The organism is Ochrobactrum sp. BTU1, assembly GCA_018798825.1.
GTDB lineage: Bacteria > Pseudomonadota > Alphaproteobacteria > Rhizobiales > Rhizobiaceae > Brucella.
On sequence record CP076355.1, the window covers coordinates 340,001 to 360,107 of the forward strand.

Here is a 20,107-nt window from a genome sequence, read left to right on the forward strand (position 1 = left end):
AACTCCGAATACCGGGGAGTACTACTGGGCAGACACACGGCGGGTGCTAACGTCCGTCGTGAAGAGGGCAACAACCCTGACCACCATCTAAGGTCCCTAAGTTATGGCTAAGTGGGAAAGGATGTGAGGATCCCAAAACAACCAGGATGTTGGCTTAGAAGCAGCCATCATTTAAAGAAAGCGTAACAGCTCACTGGTCTAAATAAGGGTCTTTGCGCCGAAAATGTACCGGGCTAAAGCCATACACCGAAGCTGTGGATGCACGTATGTGCGTGGTAGCGGAGCGTTCCGTAAGCCTGTGAAGGGACAGTCGTGAGACATCCTGGAGGTATCGGAAGTGAGAATGCTGACATGAGTAACGATAAAGGGAGTGAGAGACTCCCTCGCCGAAAGTCCAAGGGTTCCTGCTTAAAGTTAATCTGAGCAGGGTTAGCCGGCCCCTAAGGCGAGGCCGAAAGGCGTAGTCGATGGGAACCACGTTAATATTCGTGGGCCTGCAGGTAGTGACGGATTGCGTGTGTTGTACATTCTTATTGGATTGAATGTGCAGCGAAGCGGTTCCAGGAAATAGCTCCTGCATATAGACCGTACCCTAAACCGACACTGGTGGACTGGTAGAGAATACCAAGGCGCTTGAGAGAACTGCGTTGAAGGAACTCGGCAAAATGCACGCGTAACTTCGGAAGAAGCGTGACCCTTGTTTAGGCAACTAGATGAGGGTGGCACAGACCAGGGGGTAGCGACTGTTTACCAAAAACACAGGGCTCTGCGAAGTCGCAAGACGACGTATAGGGTCTGACGCCTGCCCGGTGCTGGAAGGTTAAGAGGAGATGTGCAAGCATTGAATTGAAGCCCCAGTAAACGGCGGCCGTAACTATAACGGTCCTAAGGTAGCGAAATTCCTTGTCGGGTAAGTTCCGACCTGCACGAATGGCGTAACGACTTCCCCGCTGTCTCCAACGCAGACTCAGTGAAATTGAATTCCCCGTGAAGATGCGGGGTTCCTGCGGTTAGACGGAAAGACCCCGTGCACCTTTACTATAGCTTTACACTGGCATTCGTGTCGACATGTGTAGGATAGGTGGTAGACTTTGAAGCAGTGGCGCCAGCCATTGTGGAGTCATCCTTGAAATACCACCCTTATCTATATGGATGTCTAACTGCGGCCCGTTATCCGGGTCCAGGACCGTGTATGGTGGGTAGTTTGACTGGGGCGGTCGCCTCCTAAAGAGTAACGGAGGCGCGCGATGGTAGGCTCAGAACGGTCGGAAATCGTTCGTCGAGTGCAATGGCATAAGCCTGCCTGACTGCAAGACTGACAAGTCGAGCAGAGACGAAAGTCGGTCATAGTGATCCGGTGGTCCCGCGTGGAAGGGCCATCGCTCAACGGATAAAAGGTACGCCGGGGATAACAGGCTGATGACCCCCAAGAGTCCATATCGACGGGGTTGTTTGGCACCTCGATGTCGACTCATCGCATCCTGGGGCTGGAGCAGGTCCCAAGGGTATGGCTGTTCGCCATTTAAAGCGGTACGTGAGTTGGGTTCAGAACGTCGTGAGACAGTTCGGTCCCTATCTGCCGTGGGTGTAGGAATATTGATAGGATCTGTCCCTAGTACGAGAGGACCGGGATGGACGTATCTCTGGTGGACCTGTTGTCGTGCCAACGGCATAGCAGGGTAGCTATATACGGACGGGATAACCGCTGAAGGCATCTAAGCGGGAAACCCACCTAAAAACGAGTATTCCCTATCAGAGCCGTGGAAGACTACCACGTTGATAGGCCGGGTGTGGAAGTGCGGCAACGCATGTAGCTTACCGGTACTAATAGCTCGATCGACTTGATCACTCCCATTTACAATATCCATCAAGCAAAGCTTGATGATGATAAAAGCACGAAAGACAACAGCTTCTCATATTTGTGTTCTTCGCCGACCTGGTGGTTATGGCGGAGCGGCTGCACCCGATCCCATTCCGAACTCGGCCGTGAAACGCTCCAGCGCCAATGGTACTTTGTCTTAAGACACGGGAGAGTAGGTCGCTGCCAGGTCTGCTAAGCACACAAATAATTCCATCTTCTCAAATCCATACAAAACAGACCATTCAACGCGGCAACCGCGAAAAAAATACCCAACCGGTTCATAATAAACACCCTGGCGCGGGGTGGAGCAGCCCGGTAGCTCGTCAGGCTCATAACCTGAAGGCCGCAGGTTCAAATCCTGCCCCCGCAACCAATATCCATAACAAATACAAATTGTTACGCCTCCTTCGGGAGGCTGTTCGCGTTCCCGCCAAATCCACCCGGAATCATATCGGAAGCATCAGAAGGAAAGCTGTCGCGCAGTAAAGCCGGATAAATGCGACGGAAATTTACTGCGGATTGCGCTGAAAAAGTACCAATGGCGGAGACGTGGTAAGGGTATAAACGAACCAGGGCCGGAGGGGATGAGATGGCTGAAATCCGGGATGAAGCTCATGACGTCGTCGTCACCTCTGATGATATTCTTGGCGGTACGCCGGTGATTGCCGGCACGCGAATCCCAGCTCATGATGTATTGGCTGCCTTGGCCGCGGGCGCAACAGAAGAACAAGTCCTTACAAACTATCGCTCGCTCACTACCCATCATATTAAGTTGCTGGCATCCTATCATGAAATCTACTCGACTGGGGCGTTGAATGCACCGCGGGCGCGTACCTTGCCCGAAGGCGTCCGCCGGATCAATGAATACCGCGTTCCACGTATCCGGAAAGGTTAATCCACGTTGATCGTCGATATCGATGAGACAAGATATGGGAGAAAGCCATTCCAGGTCTCTGCTGATCAGTCATCAACATATCAGACGCGGCGATGAAGAAAAACACGACTGCTTCGCGCTTTATTTCTGCCGTCAAGTGAAGTTCGTGCGTATCCACCAAGCAGACGTAGATTAGGCACTCGAAATTCGCCTCTCCTGCTCTTATTCGACCTGAGTGTCGATCCAATCGCGGGTCTGCTCAAGAACCTCATTAGACAATTCGGGGTCATCGACCGCTCTCGCGAGGATGACGGCTCCGATCATTGCCGCCCAGCTTCCGATCGCTGCCCGGCGCTTGTCGACCGCGCCGTCGTCCGGAAGTGCTTGCTCGATACGAGCAATCTGTGTCCGCAGACCTTCGGTCATGGCGCCTTTCGCTGCGGGCGTCTGGTGACGAATGGCAGCGGCCAAGCCCGCCGTCGGGCATCCATTGCCGGGATTATCCCGATGGCGAGGCGCTAGATAAGACCGGATGAAATCGCTGAACTCGCCATTGCCGACGCTGTCTGCTGCAAGCGCGTGCGCCAGACTCTGCGCAACCAGGTCGTCCTTCGATGTGAAGTGTCCATAGAAGCCGCCATGGGTCAGGCCCGCTGCCTTCATGACCTCTGCAACGCTCACCGCATCGAACCCCTTGTCCTTAAACAACCGGCTGGCGACGTCCAGGATCCGGCGACGGTTCTCTGCCATCTGTTCTCGGCTGACCTTCATTTTCAAAATTCTCCGCAACACCCGTTGACATTTACATGATGACCATCATATTTAAATATATTCATGATGAGCGTCATGTATATAAGATCAATGACAGAAAAGAGCAATCCGATGAGCCAAGATTCCGCAGTCCTCATTACCGGCGCCTCCACGGGCATCGGCGCCACCTATGCCGAACGGTTCGCGCGCCGCGGCCATGATCTCGTACTGGTCGCCCGAGACGCGGTGCGCATGGAAGCGCTTGCGGGCCGCCTGCGCCAGGAAACGGGAGTCACGGTAGATATCCTCCAAGCCGATCTCACCCAGGCGACTGATCTTGCCAAGGTCGAGACGAGGCTGCGCGACGATGCGCGCATCGGCGTCCTAGTCAACAATGCCGGAACGGCGATCGGCGGAAGCTTCGTCGACCAGAATGTCGATGACATGACCAAGCTCGTTGCGCTCAATGCGACCGCACTCGTCCGACTTTCCAGCGCTATTGCTCCCCGTCTTGCCAAGGCAGGCGAGGGCGCGATCATCAATATCGGTTCGGTCGTCGGTCTAGCGCCAGAGTTCGGCATGACCGTCTACGGTGCGACGAAGGCTTTCGTGCTCTTCCTGTCGCAGGGGCTGGCACATGAACTCGGGCCTAAGGGCGTGTACATCCAGGCCGTACTTCCCGCCACGACCCGCACCGAGATCTGGGATCATGTCGGCGCAGACGTGAACGCCATGAGCAATGTCATGGAAGTGGGCGATCTGGTGGATGCCGCCCTGGTCGGCTTCGACAGTCGCGAGCCGGTCACCATCCCGCCGCTGCACGACGGCGGACAGTGGGACGCTTTCGATGGAGCCCGCAAAGCGATGCTCGGAAACCTTGTCAACGCGCTTCCCGCCGAACGCTATCGCACTCCCGCCTGAGCATCTCCAGTCAGCAAGCCCCCACTGCAGAAGAAACATCAAAGGTACATCATGACCCGCAGCCCTCTTTTCGAACCCGCCGCCCTCGGCAACATCCCCTTTCAAACCGGGTCGTAATTGCGCCGCTCACACGCAATCGTGCAGGCGCGGGCTTCGTGTCCGGTACCCTGACCCCCGAGTATTATGCCCAGCGCGCCACGGCTGGCCTGATCGTTACCGAAGCGACCCAAATTTCTCAGCAGTGGCAGGGCTATCAGGACACGCCGGGATCTACACGCAGGCGCAGAGATGCGCGCCGAAGGGCAGCAACTGAGGGAGATCTCCTAGCTGAGCGACGCTGGCCCCATTCGTCCGATCGTGTACAAGGTGTATCCCTTTGCGCAGACGCCAGAAGCCTTGGGTTATGTCGAGACCGGGCGGGCCAAGAGCAAGGTTGTTGTTGCCGTTTCGCAATGACCGTCTCGCCAGCAGTAGTTCAATTCCACTAAAGCATGATATCCGCTTCCATGACTCTTGCGAGATGAGCGGACATTCTCCTTCCGGCCCCTTTCCGGACAAAAAATCTGTCCAGAAGGCGCTGCTCTTGATTGGCTTCCTGACTTGATCGTTGCGCCACGACAGGGTAGAATGGTAGAAGATTGGTTGATTAGGTAGAAGCGGAGCGCCTCCACATGAGCCTCAACGTGAAAGATCCCGAAGCGCATCGCCTTGCCCTGGCAATTGCCCATGCGACCGGGCAGAGCATGAGCCGTGTCGTGACCGACGCGCTGCGCGAGCGGTATGCGCAAATCGAAAAACAGAGGGGTAGGGCTTCCGTCGAAGAGCTTCTGGCGATTGCTGATAGGGCCGCCGTTCACCTGAAACGGCCTTACGCCGACCACGCCGAGCTTCTCTATGACGAGGATGGCCTGCCGAAATGATTATCGACACATCCGCCATGGTGGCGATCCTCTACGGCGAACCGGAGGCGGCTGCCTTCACGCGACTGATCCACGATTCCGCAGCCAGCCGGATCAGCGTGGCGAACTATCTGGAACTGTCCATGGTGATCGAGAAGCAACTTGGGCCGGAAGGCATGAGGCAGGCCGATGCCTTCTTCCGCCGTGCCGCGATCGATATCGAACCTGTAACAGTTGAACAAGGTCATCTGGCGCGCCAGGCATTCCTCGATTTCGGGAAGGGCCGGCACAAAGCCGGGCTGAATTTCGGCGACTGCTTTGCCTACGCTCTTGCCAAGGATTTCGGTGAACCACTGCTGTTCAAGGGCAACGATTTCACCGAGACGGATATCCGTTCGGCTACGTGACTTCGTGGCTGATAGCGACCGGATCAACCTGGCAACGTTTCAGGTATTCCCCAATCCATTTGTGTAGGCGGTTAAGGGCAGGGGACTGTTCCGTGGTTCAGAGTTATGCCTGCCGAACCACGGGTTGTTATTTTATGCCAAGTGTTATCGCTTTTCTGTCATGGCTTTGGCCGGATAGACTGTGTCCGTACCGAAATCGGACGTAGAAGCGCGTCGCCCTTTGTCGACCCAGGCTCTCAGATCCACGACATTGTAGACCACCCTGCCGCCGAGCTTCCTGTAGACGGGACCTGTACCGTAGGTCCAGTGCTTTTCGAGCGGTCCTGCTGGACAGCCCCAGCAACTCTGCTGCCTCGCGTGTTTTGAGCAATTGAACGAGCGTTGCGCCGGATTGTGACATGTCTTTCTCCTTGGTATCGCGCGGAAATTCGCGCGGGCGAGGAGGGGGCAGATCGCTGGTGAGGACGCAACGGGATTGCGGCATGCGGCGCGAATTTCCCACAGATGAGGTTGCTGCAATTCCACGGGCCGCTTGACTGCGCCTCTGCGCCTTGGATATGAGAGCCAGCCGATCGTGCAGCTTACGACCCCTTCCGGAATCATTTTGCGGAAATCGCCGCGTGGTGCTGCGTAGAAACGGCGACACTATCCGTAAAAGCCATTCGTGAGCGTAGTATCGCAGCGAATGTTCGGATGCTGCCGGATACTGTGGCGTAGGAATCGGCCGTCAGGCTCATAACGTGAAGGCCGCAGGTTCAAATCCTGCCCCCGCAACCAAATCCTTCCCTGAAAATACTAAAACCTGCGATACATACGTCATGCTCGTAGCTGTACGGCTTGTGAAAGCTCCATGGAGCAGCCCGTTCAAGCTGAAATCGATAATCAATCGATCTTTGAACGCTCTCACCTCATAAGCATCATAACCTGAACCGTGAGGAGCATAGTAATCGATCCACTATCGATTACCCGACGAACGGGAAAAAGCATCACACGCAACCAAAGACCCCAAAACATCAATAAAATCAAAAAGCCCGGTGCATAAGCAGCCGGGCTTTTGCCGTTTCTGATAGATGACCAAAGCCGGGAAAGGGCAAAGGGCAGGCCAACATAAGTGTATTTGCCTGCAGGACCACACAGCGCCTAACCTCACATAACAAGGCAAACCCAACGGTGCTAAAAATACAAGTGTTGGCATTTGATAAGTTGGGTGTGAAGCTCTAGTCTGGGTCAAGGAGTAAGCTCGTAAAAGGGCGTTGGCGTCACGACCGCCAGTGAAGTTCGCAGCGCAAATGGTTTTTCCTGTTCAAAATCGCTCAGTCCCCTCTTGGGCAGTCTCGAGTTTTTGACTATGAAGAGGATTATACCAATATTGAAGGTGTGTTTAGAATGCGCTTCTGCCTGATCGTTGCCCTTGCATTGTCGCCGAGTATTGCTTTGGCTGAAGCCGATCAGGATCATATCTCGTATATATGCGATCATGAAAATGCGATTGAGATTATCACTTCGCAAGACAAACCCGAACAGATCATTCTGAATGCTTTTGGACGTGAACGTTCGCTTGATAAAACAACGGATGCTCCGCGGAAGACCTTCGCGGGTGAGGGCTACGAGATATCGTTTACCACTATGGAACAGATATTCGTTACATCTCAGGGTGTAACGCTTACCTGTAACGTGGATGCTATCGAGTAATATTACTTCGCTTGGTTTTGCCCACTCATCAGTTGAGGTCTGCCTATTAATTGCGGCTTCGCAGGCTTACTTAAGACATAATATCGCGGCTCATTATATTCTCCCTAACGATTGGCGGAGAACTCATGAAAAGCGCTTCTACAGCATCGGCATTAGCGGTATCTGCATCGCTCTTGTTTGCCACGGCATCCTTTGCCGAGGCAGCCCCCCAGCAGGTATCGTCCCAACCCAGGCGAGTTGAAGTGGCCTTCGTACTCGACACCACAGGATCAATGGTAGATTTGCTTGAGGGAGCGAAGCGTAAAATCTGGTCGATTGCGAATACGATAGTCGATGTACAGCCTGATGCAGATATAAGAATGGCATTGATCGGATATCGTGATCGTGGTGACGATTATGTGGTCAAATCCTTCGAAATGAGCAAAGATTTGCAGTCACTTTACGCAAATCTGAGGCGCTTTGAGGCTGATGGGGGCGGAGATGATCCTGAATCCGTCAATGAAGCGCTTGATAATGCGATTGGGCGACTGACATGGAGCGAAGGTTCCACAACCCAGAGAATTGTGTTCCTGGTCGGTGATGCCCCACCTCACATGGATTATAAGGGTGAGCGCAAATATCCCGAGATTTTGGCCGAAGCAAAAAGCCGAAATATTCGCGTGAATGCCGTCCAAGCCGGTAACTCTGAAGAAACCCGTAACTTCTGGAAGGATATCGCGGAGCGCGGGTCGGGTCGCTATATCCAGATTGCGCAGGATGGTGGACGTATTGATGAAGTCAAAACACCCTATGATCAGGAGATCATTACGGTTCAGCAGAACATCGATAACACAATCATGCCATACGGTAATGCCGCGATCAGACAAGAGCTCAACAGTAAACTAGCCGCGAAAGCCGCAGCGCCAATGGAGGCGCAGGTCGAGAACTCCAAGTTTTATTCCAAGCGATCATCGATGAAGGAGGTTGTTACGGGTGGCGGCGATCTTCTTGACGATATTCGCAACAAGGATCTGAAATGGGACGAAATCAAAGAAAGCGAGCTGCCAGCGTCGTTGAAAGACAAATCCCATGCGGAGCAGAAGAAAATTATCGATGAAACCCTGAATGTGAGAACCGAGCTTGAGCGCCAGATGACGGATCTTGTCCAGAAGCGGGATGAGTATGTTGAAAGCGAAATGGAGAAGAACGCGAAAAATGGTGACGTTTCTTTTGATAAGGTCGTCGCCGATATGTTGAAGCAGCAGCTCGCTCAGCAATAGTCGACAATCCCGCATTCAGCTTTGATAACAGTGAAATCGAGTGGCGAAAATTGAGCCGCTCGATAAGGCTTGAACGCTTGTTCGAGCTAAGAAAGTTCAATCTGAACCTGAAATTATAAAAATATTGCAATTAGATACTGGTGCATGTGGCTGTTTAAGGCTGAATGCTTCATCCTGAATTAACTCTTGGATGAAATTTATATGATTTCCGGCTTCTAAGGGAATACGTTGTTGACTGCTCTGAAAGTTGAACAGTTTAAAACGCTACCCTGGTAGCGAAGCAGGCAAGGCCTCGGATACCCTCGTATGGTTGAGGTCAGGCGCTCCCAATCGGCATTAGCCACGCCCCCGCAACAAAGAAACCTCTGGTAAGGCACGGGCTTGCCATCGATTCAATGGATGTCATCGAATTCAATGAGGCTTTCGCCTCTCAGAGGTTGCTGTCTTGCGCGAACTCGGCATTTCTGACGACGATCATCGCGTTAACCCGAACGGCGGTGCGATTGCGCTGGGTCATCCGCATGGCATGTCGGGCGCACGGATCACAGGATCAGCAGCGCTCGAACTTTCTTTGAGCGGCGGTCGCTATGCGCCGGCGACAATGTGTATCGGTATGGGTCAAGGGATTGCAATCGCTCTGGAAAAGGTTTGAGTAGGCGCGCTGCGTTAGCCTTAACTATCATACATCCTCGGCACCCGAGCGGCTGATATGGCGTTTGAGCAAGGCTGCAGCAAATTCAAAGGCTCTGTTCTCGATGGCTTCGAGAATGCCTAAGTGATCTTTGCAAGCCTTGTGGATACGCTATTCGCCCAAACGGTCGAAGTCGGAATATTCCGTCATGCGGCGAAGATGGTTCTGTCACCGGACTGATTGCGTGAAAACCGATTATTCGCCCACGAAACAATGGTTTCGTGAAAGTTTGCATTGGCGTTGAATCAGAGATCCCGTGTGAGATTCTGGATCGGCAGGACCGATATTTCATTCTGCTCGCGTTGCAGAGCTGCGAGCTGGCTGAGATCAGGCGCGTAGTCGGGTTGCGAAAGCGCACCGCATTCGATCACCAGACGGAAACCGTAGCTTTCATTGACCGCGGCCGCTCATCAGACGCCGGTAGAGCTCTTCCGCCTCCGATGGCGGCAGCAGATTGTCGTTGAGTTCGTCCGGCTCTGCAATGCGGTGCAGCGCGTATCCGCGATTGGGTGTCTGACTGACAATACCCTGCTGCACAAGAAGATTGATCGCCTGACGCACGGGGGAGCGAGTTCTGGCAGCTTGTTCTCAGAACGACGGAAAGTCTCTTTCCGCCGAAAAACTCCTATTGAATAAAATCAAAGGGGAAACCTACTCAAATGAAGAAAATTCTAGCTGCATCGGTTGCTCTTCTGGCAATGTCGCAAGTTGCATAAGCTGCCGATACTATTGTTGCACCCGAGCCCGAAGCTGTTGAATACCTGCGCGTTTGCGTGCCTATGGCAAGGGCTATTTCTATATTCCCGGAACCGAAACCTGCCTGCGTTTTGCTGGTTATGTGCGTTATGATGTCAGGATGTCAGTGGTGGCGATAATGCTTATGCGCGCGTACCGAGCACCCGGAATATGGATGCTTATGCGCAGCTGACCCGTTTCACCTTCCGCTCATTTGCCGGAACCGAAACTGGAACTCGGTACACTCAAGACAGCCACTGAAGTTCGTTATCAGTGGTACAATGGTGCAGATTCTTCGTCATCCGGCTCCCTGCGTTCGGGCTTTATTGAACTTGGTGGTCTGCGTGTCGGTCTCGATCAGTCGACTTTTGTGACCTTCACGGACCATTTGGGCAATTTGCTCAATGATGACGTCATTCTCGCCGGTGGCTACCGCACGAACCTCATCAGCTATACCTACAAGAACAAGGAAGGCTTTTCGGCTACCTTGTCGCTTGAACAGGGCGGAAACACAGATGCAGACGTGGATGTTACCATCGACGATTACATGCCGCATGTGGTGGGTGGTCTGAAATATGCTCCGTCATGGGGCAGTATTGCAGGTGTAGCGGCCTATGACGCGCGCAACGAAGAATGGGCAGGTAAGGTCAAGGTCGACCTCAAAGTGAGCAACAACTTCTCGGTCTGGTCGCAGTTCGCCTATAAGTCCAATGATGACCATTACAAAGCCAATGCCAATGGCGAAGTCTATCGTATGGTAGATAGCTTCTACGGAACATGGGGTGGCGATTGGGCTTTGTGGGGCGGTCTTGCCTATCAGAAAACTGAAAAGGCAAAGCTCAACCTGTAGGTTGGCTATGATGCCAGTGAAACGCTGATGGCGACCGGCAATGTGAGCTATGCACTGGTGCCGGGCTTCAACATCACCCCGGTACTCACCTATGTTCAGTGGAATAACAAGCGCATTGCGCTTGATGGTGAAGACGCATTCGGTTTGAAAGTCCGCTTTCAGCGTTCGTTCTAAGCGGTCAAAGAGAACTGGCGCTGTCTGTATGCAGGTAGCGCCAGCGACTAGCCATCAGGCGCTGTCTTTGAAAAGGACGCTCTGGTCGAAAAGATAGCGATGGGAGAGCGGTAGGCTTGCAGCGCCCATCGCTTTCCCATGAACACCGACTTTCCCTTCAATGATTTCGGGTGCCGAAAGACCTTGCAGGTCGATGCGCGTTAGCTCAAGCTTGGTTGCTTCGACGATGCTGTGGCGGACACTTTCTGGCAACCAGCCGTCAATAATCGCTGCAGGGAAATCAATGACAGACGCAGCTGCAACTGCTGCATGGGCCAGGCCGCGTGCGGCCAATGCAACCCAATCGTCTAGTAATTGACCGAAATCCGGCCAGCGTTCCGGGGAAAGCCACAGTTGTTCCGACGAGATACCGTGCTCACGCAACATGCGTTCAAGCACGAAGAGCGAAGCAGTATCGATCAACTGAATTGTTTCGCGAGCATCGTCTGTTCCGCGCATACGCATAGGCATGGAACCGAGAGCCCCAGCGTTGCCGGTGCGACCCGGATAGAGTGTGTTGTTTAAAACCACACCGCCACCGATAAATGACCCGATTGAGAAATAGACGAAATCGGCAAATTCAGGCCCGCGTCCGAATGTCAGTTCCGCGCCGCAGGCGGCCGTTCCGTCATTTTGCAGAAAGACAGGAAATGGCAAAGCTGACCCGAAATCATGGATAAGATCAGCATCAAGCCAAGCATTCATATCGGCGGCAGGTGCGCCGACTTCCTCGACCCAGTTCCATAGCTCGAACGGAAGCGCAATGCCGAGGCCTGCAATACGGGTGCGTTTATCTGCGTCAAGGGCTGCCGTAAACTCATTGATGCTGTCGAAAGCAAATTGGCGAATTTTATCGGGAACGGGCCAGGAATATGTGACGTGGCGGCGCTGCCGAATGTGACCGAGAAAATCCATCAGGATGATCTCTGCACTGCGCCGTCCAATCTTGAGGCCAAATGAGAATACGCCGTCGGCAGCAAGCCGCATGGGCATGGATGGTTGCCCCACACGCCCGCGCACGCGTTCGCCTTGTGTAATGAGGCCATCTTTTTCGAGTTCGCGAATGATCACAGAAATGGTTTGTGCCGAAAGCCCAGTCTTCCTCGCAATATCAGCACGCGCCATTGCACCATGTCGGCGCACCAACGCTAGTACAAGGCGTTCATTATAGGCGCGAACGCCAATCTGATTGGACCCACGATTAATACTCGCCCCGGTTTCGGCAAATTGTGGCAAAGTAGATTCAGCTGCTGCGGGTTCGCCGCGCTGCTCAGAATCACGTTCTGAAGTGTGCCTGACCATATCCTCTCCCAAGGTCCCGCATGTTGAAGTCGCGCCCGGAAATGTGTGAAACGATCTTCGGAACAAGATGCGCGATTAAACATAAGCTTAGCGTGTAGATCTGGTTCAATCAGATCCAAACCCGCTTCATCGTCGATTGGCCTACTCCATTCGATGAAGCAGAAAAAGCCCTCATTTGGCGAACATGTTAAATAAAAACATCAACTTAAGCGCCGGAATCGTACTTTCAGGAAACAAACCAGCCTCAATCTCTTAGCCAGAGAGTGGCACAGCAAATTAATAAATCAAGTGGATTTATTAATTGACTCTCGTGCGAAGCCGTGTTTTGCTTTCATCACGCCGGGGGAAGAGGAACCGGTTTCACTCTGGGAGGAGTTCATGAAGAAGACAGTTCTCTCGGCAGCGGTTGCTGCCTTTTCGCTTAGTGTGGCCGCTTCGGTTGCAGGCCCAGCCAATGCGGCGGATGTTGGTGCTTGCCTGATTACCAAGACCGACACCAACCCCTTCTTCGTTAAGATGAAGGAAGGCGCGATTGCAAAAGCCAAGGAGCTAGGCGTCAATCTCAAGACTTATGCAGGCAAGATCGACGGCGATTCCGAAAGTCAGGTCGCAGCAATCGAAACCTGTATTGCAGATGGTGCAAAGGGCATTCTGATTACCGCTTCTGACACAAAGGGCATCGTACCGTCGCTGCAAAAAGCTCGTGACGCGGGTGCGTTGATCATTGCGCTTGATACGCCGCTAGAACCAGCGGATGCAGCAGATGCCACTTTCGCGACAGATAACTTCCTTGCTGGCGAACTGGTCGGCAAATGGGCCGCGGCAACGCTTGGCGATAAAGTGAAGGATGCGCGCGTGGCTTTCCTTAACCTCACCGCGTCGCAGCCAAGCGTTGACGTTCTGCGCGATCAGGGTTTTGCCGTTGGCTTTGGCATCGACCCGAAAGACAAGACCAAGCTCGGCGATGAAGATGATCCACGCATTGTGGGTCGTGATTTGACTGATGGTAATGAAGAAGGTGGCCGTCGCGCGATGGAAAACCTTCTCCAGAAAGATCCGACCATCAATGTCGTTCATACGATCAACGAACCTGCTGCAGCTGGTGCTTACGAAGCGCTCAAGGCCGTAGGCCGTGAAAAAGACGTGCTTATTGTTTCGATTGATGGCGGTTGCCCAGGCGTTAAAAACGTCGAAGCCGGCGTTATTGGTGCAACGTCGCAGCAATATCCGCTGCAGATGGCAGCTCTTGGCATCGAAGCTATCAAAAAATTCGCTGATAGTGGCGAAAAGCCAAAGCCGACAGAAGGCAAGACCTTCGTCGATACGGGAGTGGCGCTGGTCACTGACAAGCCGGTGGAGGGTGTGGAATCAATCGACACCAAAACTGCGCTCGGCAAGTGCTGGGGCTAATAGCTTAGAGCATTTCCGATTATGATTGAGTCATTGGAAATGCTCTATCCGTTTGTTTTTTCGCGCTTCTTGTTCCAAAGACCGCTTCGCTAGTTTCGAGATGCGCTCTAGTGATAACTCGCATCCGGCAGCTTTTGCCGGATGCTCTTGCGCCTTAAGCAGGAGATAGAAATGAGTGAGCCACAGGCGACGACCACCCCTGTAAAAGCATCAATGCAGGAATATGAAAAATCGCTCTCCCAAAGCGCAAGCGATGTCGCATCTTTTGATGCGGGCGATCAGTCTTTGCTCTATCGCCTTCGGCATTTTCTGCATCACAATCCCGCGGCCGTACCGTTGATTGTGCTGGTCATGTCGTTGCTGGTCTTCGGCATAACGCTTGGTGGAAAGTTTTTCTCCGCTTTCGCGCTGACACTTATTCTACAGCAAGTCGCGATTACAGGCATCGTGGCTGCGGCGCAGACTTTGGTGATCCTTACTGCCGGCATCGATCTCTCCGTCGGCGCAATCATGGTCTTATCTTCCGTGGTCATGGGGCAGTTCACATTCCGCTATGGCTTGCCTGCAGAGCTTTCCATTCTGTTCGGCTTTGCTACCGGTGCGCTTTGCGGTTTCATCAACGGGTTCTTGATCGCCTATGTGCGACTGCCACCATTTATTGTCACGCTCGGAATGTGGCAGGTGATCCTGGCGACGAACTTTCTTTATTCCTCGAACGAAACCATTCGTGCACAGGAGATTACAGCAGAGGCGCCTATCCTGCAGTTTTTTGGAGAAAGCATTCGCGTAGGTGGGGCAGTCTTCACCTATGGCGTTATCGCGATGGTACTTTTGGTTTTGTTACTCTGGTTCGTGCTAAACCACACGGCCTGGGGGCGCCATGTCTACGCCATCGGCGATGATCCGGAGGCTGCAAAACTATCAGGCGTTTCGGTTAAGCCGATACTCATGTCGGTTTATGTTCTGGCAGGTGTTATTTGCGCACTTGCTGGCTGGGCTATGATCGGGCGCTTGGGTTCTGTGTCACCGACTGCTGGACAGTTTGCCAACATTGAATCCATTACGGCTGTCGTGATCGGTGGGATTTCCCTTTTCGGCGGGCGTGGGTCCATCCTCGGCACAATGTTTGGCGCACTGATTGTTGGCGTTTTCTCGCTGGGTTTGCGCTTATGGGGCACAGATCCGCAATGGACCTATCTCCTGATTGGCGTTCTTATTATTGCCGCCGTCGCCATTGACCAATGGATCAGAAAGGCTGCCGCATGAAAACCTCTCCAACCCCGGTTCTTTCCGCACGCGGTCTCGTCAAGCGTTATGGACGCGTTACGGCACTCGACCATGCCGACTTTGACCTCTATCCGGGAGAAATCCTTGCTGTTATTGGCGACAATGGCGCTGGCAAATCGTCGCTTATCAAAGCGTTGTCAGGGGCTATCCGTCCCGATGAAGGCGAGATAATGCTTGATGGCAAGCCAGTTAGTTTCCATTCGCCAATGGAAGCGCGCCATGCAGGTATTGAGACGGTTTATCAGAACCTAGCTCTTTCTCCTGCACTTTCCATTGCGGACAATTTGTTTCTTGGACGCGAAATCCGCCGCAAGGGACCTCTTGGTTCAATACTCAGGATGCTTGATCGTGGAGCGATGGAAAAGATCGCGCGTGAAAAGCTTTCTGAACTCGGCCTGATGACCATCCAGAATATTGGTCAGGCGGTGGAAACCCTGTCAGGCGGTCAACGACAGGGTGTTGCGGTCGCGCGTGCCGCAGCTTTTGGTTCCAAGGTTGTCATCATGGATGAGCCGACGGCGGCACTTGGCGTAAAGGAATCTCGCCGCGTTCTGGAGCTTATTCAGGATGTGAAAGCGCGAGGAATGCCGATTGTGCTGATCTCGCACAACATGCCGCATGTTTTTGAAGTGGCTGATCGTATTCATATTCATCGTCTTGGCCGTCGTCTGACGGTGGTTGACCCTAAGGAATACTCGATGTCGGATGCCGTGGCATTAATGACAGGAGCAATGGCACCGCGCGCTGAAGCTGCTTGATTGGGTATATTCGGTCTGCGGGTGTGTCTGCCTGGTTGGTTTTTTAAGCAAAAAACGGCAACCCAATTAAAATCAAAAAATGTCAGTCGAAATGAACAAGCAGCACTTACGAGAAGCCAGGAAACTGGTTACACATGGCGCAAATTCTAAGGAACTCTGCTTCAGAGACGTGAAACCGTTACAAGGCTGACCAATGTTTGAGTTTGATGACCCCCGATTTCGGCCTCTGTGGACTCGGGTATTGATCTCAGGAAGCTGTTTGGCTTGGGCTGCATTCGAGATTTCGATGGGGGCCGTCGGTTGGGCCATGTTGTTTGGCGCGCTTGGCCTCTGGTCGGCTTACCGTTTCTTTGTCACATTTAACCCGGACAAGAAAAAGCAGGATTAAGCAGGGCATTTTAGTTTCACGCTGCTAACGGGCACCTCGCTGAAATATCAAATTTCTCTTAAATAATTGTGAAGGGCGCGAGTCATCGACGCGTGCTCAAGCTGTTTGCATGTGTTTTATGTGGGAAAATGACGGAGTTTGTGCGCGAGTAACATCATTTTAAAACATATTATCACATTTAAATCGTTATAATGTTATCCACATGATTGTGATGATATCAGAACGGTGTTACGTCCTCCGTGTCTCGGCCCACTATCGGGCGTGTCTTGAAGACATCCGCATGGAGATTGCCAGTAAATGAATTCCGTTTCCCCCGCTTCCAACGTGCTGCAACTGCCTCTTTTCCAGGAGCAGGGCGAATGACGATGGTAGGTAATTTCGCACCACTGGTTCTCGAAGGCGATAATGACCGTGTAGATGTGCAGGCTGCTGGAGAGTATCTGGACACTTGGGCGGGTCAGGATAGCTTGCGTCTTGCAACAAGCAGCGTCATCAAGGCCATTCTCGCAGGATCAGGCCGTCTCGCTGGTCGGATCGCGCGCGGCTCGCTTCCTGGTGATCCCGGCAAGCTGGTTGGCGTCAACAGCGATTCTGATCAGCAGAAGAGCATTGATGTCGGCTCGCACAATCTCTTCGTTGAATTGCTGATTGCGGCGGGTGCTGCATCGGTTCTGTCCGAAGAAGCGGATCTTCCTATTAAGGGTAAAGCGGATGGTCTGGTTGCGGTTGCAATCGACCCGCTCGATGGTTCCGGTAATGTGGGCTTAGGCGCACCGCTCGGCACCATTTTCTCGATCTTCCCTGCGGATACGGCAGAGCCATTCCTTCAGCCCGGTAATCGCCAGCTGGCAGCAGGCTATGTCTCGTTCGGCAACTCGATTGATCTCGCCTTCTCGGTCGGCGAAGGCGTTCTTTTTGCGACGCTTGATCCGGTCAGCGGCATCTTCCAGATCACCCGCAAGAATGTGACGCTTCCTGAGCGCACGTCCGATCTCGCTTATAATGCATCCGTATATCGTCATCTTTCGGCTGGCATGAAGGCCTATGTCGATGATTGCTACAACGGCAAGGACGGGCCGCGCGGACGCAATTTCAATATGCGCTGGTTGGGTGCAGCTGTCGGTGACATGCATCGCATCATGCAGCGCGGCGGCATCTTCTTCTACGTAGACGATGCGCGTCGGGGCTATGAAAAAGGCCGTCTGCGCCTCGTTTATGAAGCCAATCCGATTGCTTTCCTCAGCCAGCAGGCTGGTGGCAAAGCGACCAACGGTTCCACACCGATCCTTGATATCGTTCCAGAAACCTACCACGAGCGCAGTGCGCTGGTGTTTGGCGTTGCGGAAGAAGTCGATGTGCTCGGCGAATATTACGCGCGTTCGCGTAACTGATTTAGTTTAGGAGGAAACTCAGATGGCACGTATTACGCTGCGTCAATTGCTCGACCACGCTGCTGAACACAGCTATGGCGTTCCGGCTTTCAATATCAACAACATGGAACAGGCGCTCGCCATTATGGAAGCGGCGGATGCGACCAATGCGCCGGTTATCCTGCAGGCTTCGCGCGGTGCGCGTTCCTATGCAAATGATATTATGCTCCGTCACATGATGGATGCGGTCACAGAAATCTATCCGCATATTCCGGTTTGCGTGCATCTCGATCATGGCAATGAAGCTGCCACCTGCATGACTGCAATTCAGGCAGGCTTTACCTCTGTCATGATGGACGGCTCGCTCAAGGCTGACGGCAAGACGCCTGCCGATTGGGACTACAACGTCTCCGTTACGCGTCAGGTCAGTGAAATGTCCCACCTTGGCGGCATTTCGGTTGAAGGTGAGCTTGGTGTTCTCGGTTCGCTCGAAACCGGTATGGGTGAAGCAGAAGACGGTCACGGCGCGGAAGGTCAGCTTTCGCATGACCAGCTTCTGACCGACCCGGATGAAGCCGTGAAATTCGTGCGTGAAACCAAGGTCGATGCACTGGCAATCGCTATGGGCACCTCGCACGGCGCTTACAAGTTCAGCCGTAAGCCTGATGGTTCCGTGCTTGCAATGAACGTGATCGAAGAGATTCATCGTAAGCTGCCAAACACGCATCTTGTTATGCATGGATCGTCTTCGGTGCCGGAAGATTTGCAGGAGATCATCAACAGGTATGGCGGCAAGATGAAGCCAACCTGGGGTGTGCCTGTTGAGGAAATTCAGCGCGGCATCAAGCATGGCGTGCGCAAGATCAACATTGACACCGATAACCGCATGGCACTGACGGGCCAGATCCGTCGCGTGTTGCAGGAAGATCCGAGCGAGTTCGATCCACGTAAATATCTCAAGCCTGCAATGGCTGCGATGACCAAGCTTTGCAAGGATCGCTTCGAGCAGTTCGGCACTGCTGGTCATGCTCAGTCAATTCGTCCGATCCCGCTGTCGGATATGGCAAAGCGTTATCGCGACGGTTCGCTGGATCCGAAGTTCAGCTAAATAGTCTAGCTTCAATGTAAAAAAGCGGCGGGAAACCCGCCGCTTTTTTGCATTTTTGGACTTTGCTTAGACGATCAGCACTTGTTGTACTTGGCGTCGACTTCGTTGATCGCGTCGACATTACCAGCCGAACGGCCATTTTCGTCAAAGGTCTGTGCAAGGAACGCATCAGCAATGGTCTTCGCAACTTCCGAACCGATAACGCGTGCGCCCATGGTGATGATCTGCGCGTTGTTGGAGAGTGCTGCACGTTCTGCCGAATAGGTGTCGTGGGTCAACGCTGCGCGGACGCCCGGAACCTTGTTGGCCGCAATGCAAACCCCGATGCCGGTGCCGCAAACCAGAATTGCGCGGTCATAGGTGCCGTCGAGAACGGCGGATGCAACGCGGTCCGAGAGGTTTGCGTAGAATGCGTCTGCGCCAGCGTCCGTGCGGGAGATTTCGGACACTTCAAAACGATCCTTCAGATAATCTGCAAGAACCTTGGCCAGACCTTCACCGGCGCTATCGCCTGCTACTGCTACTTTCATGATATTGCTCCTTAATTGGCTTTGATGGTTTTGGCGCATTTCGCCAGAATATCGAGATAGCCTTCCACGTTCCATGCCGAACGGCCAATGAACAGGCCATCGATATGCGGGCAGGCAATGAGTTCTTCGCAGTTGCCGGGATTGACGGAGCCGCCATAGAGGCAAGGCACGCGACGGCCAAGGATGCCTTCGGCAACAGCAATAATTTCGGCCTGGCGGGCATCGGCGTAATCTGCCGAGGCTGGAATGCCATTTTCACCAATCGCCCAGACAGGCTCATAGGCAAACAGGATTTCGGCCTTTTTCTGTTCGTCCGAAAGCTTGGAAAGTGCGCCACGCACTTCTTCAGCAAGCACTTCCGCAGCGCGTCCGCTCTCGCGGTCTTCGAGCGTTTCGCCAATGCAGATAAGCGGGATCAGGCCGTGACGAACCGCTGCTTCAACCTTGAGGCCAACGGTTTCGTTGGTTTCGCCAAAGTTTGCGCGGCGTTCGGAATGGCCGAGTTCTACGATGTCGAGGTTGCAATCTTTCAGCATCAGCGGCGAAATTTCGCCGGTCCATGCACCGTGATCGGCCCAGTGCATGTTCTGCGCGCCAACCTTGACGGAGGTTTCCGACAGAATTTCCTTCACTTCACGAACATAAGTAAACGGTGGAATGACGAAGCGCTGAATGCCTGCCGAACGGCCAGCATCGGCGTCCTTCAGTGCGTTTGCGAAAACGCGTGCTTCCGCAAGCGTCTTGTTCATTTTCCAGCTCGTACCTACCCAGAATTTGGACATGCTTGAATGGTCTTTCTTCT

Annotated in this window: 16 protein-coding genes, 1 tRNA gene, 2 rRNA genes and 4 pseudogenes (1 of these 23 only partly in view); 18 read left to right on the forward strand and 5 right to left on the reverse strand. The window is 53.3% G+C overall.

Annotated elements, in window-relative coordinates:
• The 4 genes from KMS41_12900 to KMS41_12915 form a co-directional block, all read left to right on the forward strand.
• A 23S ribosomal RNA gene (locus KMS41_12900) occupies window positions 1–1,849 on the forward strand; it begins 962 nt to the left of the window's first position.
• Between the two features lie 86 nt (window positions 1,850–1,935).
• Window positions 1,936–2,050, forward strand: a 5S ribosomal RNA gene (rrf, locus tag KMS41_12905).
• A gap of 107 nt (window positions 2,051–2,157) precedes the next feature.
• A tRNA-Met gene (locus KMS41_12910) sits at window positions 2,158–2,234 on the forward strand.
• A gap of 216 nt (window positions 2,235–2,450) precedes the next feature.
• On the forward strand, window positions 2,451–2,756 hold the full coding sequence (locus tag KMS41_12915; GenBank protein QWK79824.1) for a DUF433 domain-containing protein: 306 nt from the start codon (window positions 2,451–2,453) through the stop codon (window positions 2,754–2,756).
• Between the two features lie 201 nt (window positions 2,757–2,957).
• Here the strand turns inward: KMS41_12915 and KMS41_12920 are convergent, their stop codons facing one another.
• On the reverse strand, window positions 2,958–3,506 hold the full coding sequence (locus KMS41_12920; GenBank protein ID QWK79825.1) for a TetR/AcrR family transcriptional regulator: 549 nt from the start codon (window positions 3,504–3,506) through the stop codon (window positions 2,958–2,960).
• Between the two features lie 111 nt (window positions 3,507–3,617).
• Between KMS41_12920 and KMS41_12925 the strand changes: the two genes are divergently transcribed.
• The 7 genes and pseudogenes from KMS41_12925 (at window position 3,618) to KMS41_12955 (ending at window position 9,315) form a co-directional block, all read left to right on the forward strand.
• A complete protein-coding gene (locus KMS41_12925; GenBank protein ID QWK79826.1) occupies window positions 3,618–4,406 on the forward strand; it encodes an SDR family oxidoreductase in 789 nt (262 codons plus the stop codon).
• A gap of 51 nt (window positions 4,407–4,457) precedes the next feature.
• Window positions 4,458–4,894 (forward strand): annotated as a pseudogene (locus tag KMS41_12930) (hypothetical protein).
• A gap of 183 nt (window positions 4,895–5,077) precedes the next feature.
• The gene (locus tag KMS41_12935) at window positions 5,078–5,326 is read left to right on the forward strand and encodes a type II toxin-antitoxin system VapB family antitoxin (GenBank protein QWK79827.1); all 249 of its coding nucleotides are present in this window, start codon (window positions 5,078–5,080) and stop codon (window positions 5,324–5,326) included.
• On the forward strand, window positions 5,323–5,712 hold the full coding sequence (locus KMS41_12940; GenBank protein ID QWK79828.1) for a type II toxin-antitoxin system VapC family toxin: 390 nt from the start codon (window positions 5,323–5,325) through the stop codon (window positions 5,710–5,712). The genes KMS41_12935 and KMS41_12940 overlap by 4 nt, the downstream gene beginning before the upstream one ends.
• 1,386 nt (window positions 5,713–7,098) lie before the next feature.
• Complete coding sequence (locus KMS41_12945; GenBank protein QWK79829.1) at window positions 7,099–7,404, forward strand: hypothetical protein; 306 nt, start codon at window positions 7,099–7,101, stop codon at window positions 7,402–7,404.
• A 125-nt stretch (window positions 7,405–7,529) separates the two neighbouring features.
• On the forward strand, window positions 7,530–8,663 hold the full coding sequence (locus tag KMS41_12950; GenBank protein QWK79830.1) for a VWA domain-containing protein: 1,134 nt from the start codon (window positions 7,530–7,532) through the stop codon (window positions 8,661–8,663).
• Window positions 8,664–8,995: 332 nt separating this feature from the next.
• Window positions 8,996–9,315 (forward strand): annotated as a pseudogene (locus KMS41_12955) (3-oxoadipyl-CoA thiolase).
• 27 nt (window positions 9,316–9,342) lie between these two features.
• Here KMS41_12955 and KMS41_12960 read toward each other — a convergent pair.
• A pseudogene (locus tag KMS41_12960) lies at window positions 9,343–9,927 on the reverse strand (GntR family transcriptional regulator).
• An 86-nt stretch (window positions 9,928–10,013) separates the two neighbouring features.
• Here KMS41_12960 and KMS41_12965 point away from each other — a divergent pair.
• A pseudogene (locus tag KMS41_12965) lies at window positions 10,014–11,113 on the forward strand (porin).
• A 54-nt stretch (window positions 11,114–11,167) separates the two neighbouring features.
• On the opposite strand, the gene KMS41_12970 reads toward KMS41_12965, so the two are convergent.
• A complete protein-coding gene (locus KMS41_12970; protein ID QWK80244.1) occupies window positions 11,168–12,388 on the reverse strand; it encodes an ROK family protein in 1,221 nt (406 codons plus the stop codon).
• A gap of 444 nt (window positions 12,389–12,832) precedes the next feature.
• On the opposite strand from KMS41_12970, the gene KMS41_12975 reads away from it, so the two are divergent.
• The 6 genes from KMS41_12975 to fba all read left to right on the forward strand — a co-directional run bounded on the left by KMS41_12975 (window position 12,833) and on the right by fba (window position 18,775).
• Window positions 12,833–13,864, forward strand: coding sequence for a sugar ABC transporter substrate-binding protein (locus KMS41_12975; GenBank protein QWK79831.1), 1,032 nt, complete (start codon window positions 12,833–12,835; stop codon window positions 13,862–13,864).
• Between the two features lie 171 nt (window positions 13,865–14,035).
• Window positions 14,036–15,130 carry an ABC transporter permease gene (locus KMS41_12980; protein ID QWK79832.1) on the forward strand — a complete coding sequence of 365 codons (1,095 nt, stop codon included), beginning with the start codon at window positions 14,036–14,038 and terminating at the stop codon, window positions 15,128–15,130.
• On the forward strand, window positions 15,127–15,909 hold the full coding sequence (locus tag KMS41_12985) for an ATP-binding cassette domain-containing protein (protein QWK79833.1): 783 nt from the start codon (window positions 15,127–15,129) through the stop codon (window positions 15,907–15,909). The genes KMS41_12980 and KMS41_12985 overlap by 4 nt, the downstream gene beginning before the upstream one ends.
• Window positions 15,910–16,102: 193 nt before the next feature.
• Window positions 16,103–16,297, forward strand: coding sequence for a DUF3329 domain-containing protein (locus tag KMS41_12990; GenBank protein ID QWK79834.1), 195 nt, complete (start codon window positions 16,103–16,105; stop codon window positions 16,295–16,297).
• 359 nt (window positions 16,298–16,656) lie between these two features.
• Window positions 16,657–17,688: a class 1 fructose-bisphosphatase gene (locus tag KMS41_12995; GenBank protein QWK79835.1), complete on the forward strand. Its 1,032-nt coding sequence runs from the start codon at window positions 16,657–16,659 to the stop codon at window positions 17,686–17,688.
• 22 nt (window positions 17,689–17,710) lie between these two features.
• Complete coding sequence (gene fba, locus KMS41_13000) at window positions 17,711–18,775, forward strand: fructose-bisphosphate aldolase class II (GenBank protein ID QWK79836.1); 1,065 nt, start codon at window positions 17,711–17,713, stop codon at window positions 18,773–18,775.
• Between the two features lie 74 nt (window positions 18,776–18,849).
• On the opposite strand, the gene KMS41_13005 is transcribed toward fba, so the two are convergent.
• Both KMS41_13005 and KMS41_13010 read right to left on the reverse strand, forming a co-directional pair.
• On the reverse strand, window positions 18,850–19,305 hold the full coding sequence (locus tag KMS41_13005; GenBank protein ID QWK79837.1) for an RpiB/LacA/LacB family sugar-phosphate isomerase: 456 nt from the start codon (window positions 19,303–19,305) through the stop codon (window positions 18,850–18,852).
• Window positions 19,306–19,316: 11 nt separating this feature from the next.
• Window positions 19,317–20,087, reverse strand: a complete 771-nt coding sequence (locus tag KMS41_13010; GenBank protein QWK79838.1) for a triose-phosphate isomerase — start codon at window positions 20,085–20,087, stop codon at window positions 19,317–19,319.
• Window positions 20,088–20,107 lie beyond the last annotated feature (20 nt).

Excerpts from the sequence above, each read along its gene's own strand:
- KMS41_12980 (QWK79832.1), top strand. The coding sequence starts at position 14,036 with ATGAGTGAGCCACAGGCGACGACCACCCCTGTAAAAGCATCAATGCAG.
- KMS41_12950 (QWK79830.1), top strand. The coding sequence starts at position 7,530 with ATGAAAAGCGCTTCTACAGCATCGGCATTAGCGGTATCTGCATCGCTC.
- KMS41_12995 (QWK79835.1), top strand. The coding sequence starts at position 16,657 with ATGACGATGGTAGGTAATTTCGCACCACTGGTTCTCGAAGGCGATAAT.
- KMS41_12920 (QWK79825.1), bottom strand. The coding sequence starts at position 3,506 with ATGAAGGTCAGCCGAGAACAGATGGCAGAGAACCGTCGCCGGATCCTG.
- KMS41_12990 (QWK79834.1), top strand. The coding sequence starts at position 16,103 with ATGTTTGAGTTTGATGACCCCCGATTTCGGCCTCTGTGGACTCGGGTA.
- KMS41_13005 (QWK79837.1), bottom strand. The coding sequence starts at position 19,305 with ATGAAAGTAGCAGTAGCAGGCGATAGCGCCGGTGAAGGTCTGGCCAAG.
- KMS41_12935 (QWK79827.1), top strand. The coding sequence starts at position 5,078 with ATGAGCCTCAACGTGAAAGATCCCGAAGCGCATCGCCTTGCCCTGGCA.
- KMS41_13010 (QWK79838.1), bottom strand. The coding sequence starts at position 20,087 with ATGTCCAAATTCTGGGTAGGTACGAGCTGGAAAATGAACAAGACGCTT.
- KMS41_12975 (QWK79831.1), top strand. The coding sequence starts at position 12,833 with ATGAAGAAGACAGTTCTCTCGGCAGCGGTTGCTGCCTTTTCGCTTAGT.
- KMS41_12945 (QWK79829.1), top strand. The coding sequence starts at position 7,099 with ATGCGCTTCTGCCTGATCGTTGCCCTTGCATTGTCGCCGAGTATTGCT.
- KMS41_12940 (QWK79828.1), top strand. The coding sequence starts at position 5,323 with ATGATTATCGACACATCCGCCATGGTGGCGATCCTCTACGGCGAACCG.
- KMS41_12985 (QWK79833.1), top strand. The coding sequence starts at position 15,127 with ATGAAAACCTCTCCAACCCCGGTTCTTTCCGCACGCGGTCTCGTCAAG.
- fba (QWK79836.1), top strand. The coding sequence starts at position 17,711 with ATGGCACGTATTACGCTGCGTCAATTGCTCGACCACGCTGCTGAACAC.
- KMS41_12915 (QWK79824.1), top strand. The coding sequence starts at position 2,451 with ATGGCTGAAATCCGGGATGAAGCTCATGACGTCGTCGTCACCTCTGAT.
- KMS41_12925 (QWK79826.1), top strand. The coding sequence starts at position 3,618 with ATGAGCCAAGATTCCGCAGTCCTCATTACCGGCGCCTCCACGGGCATC.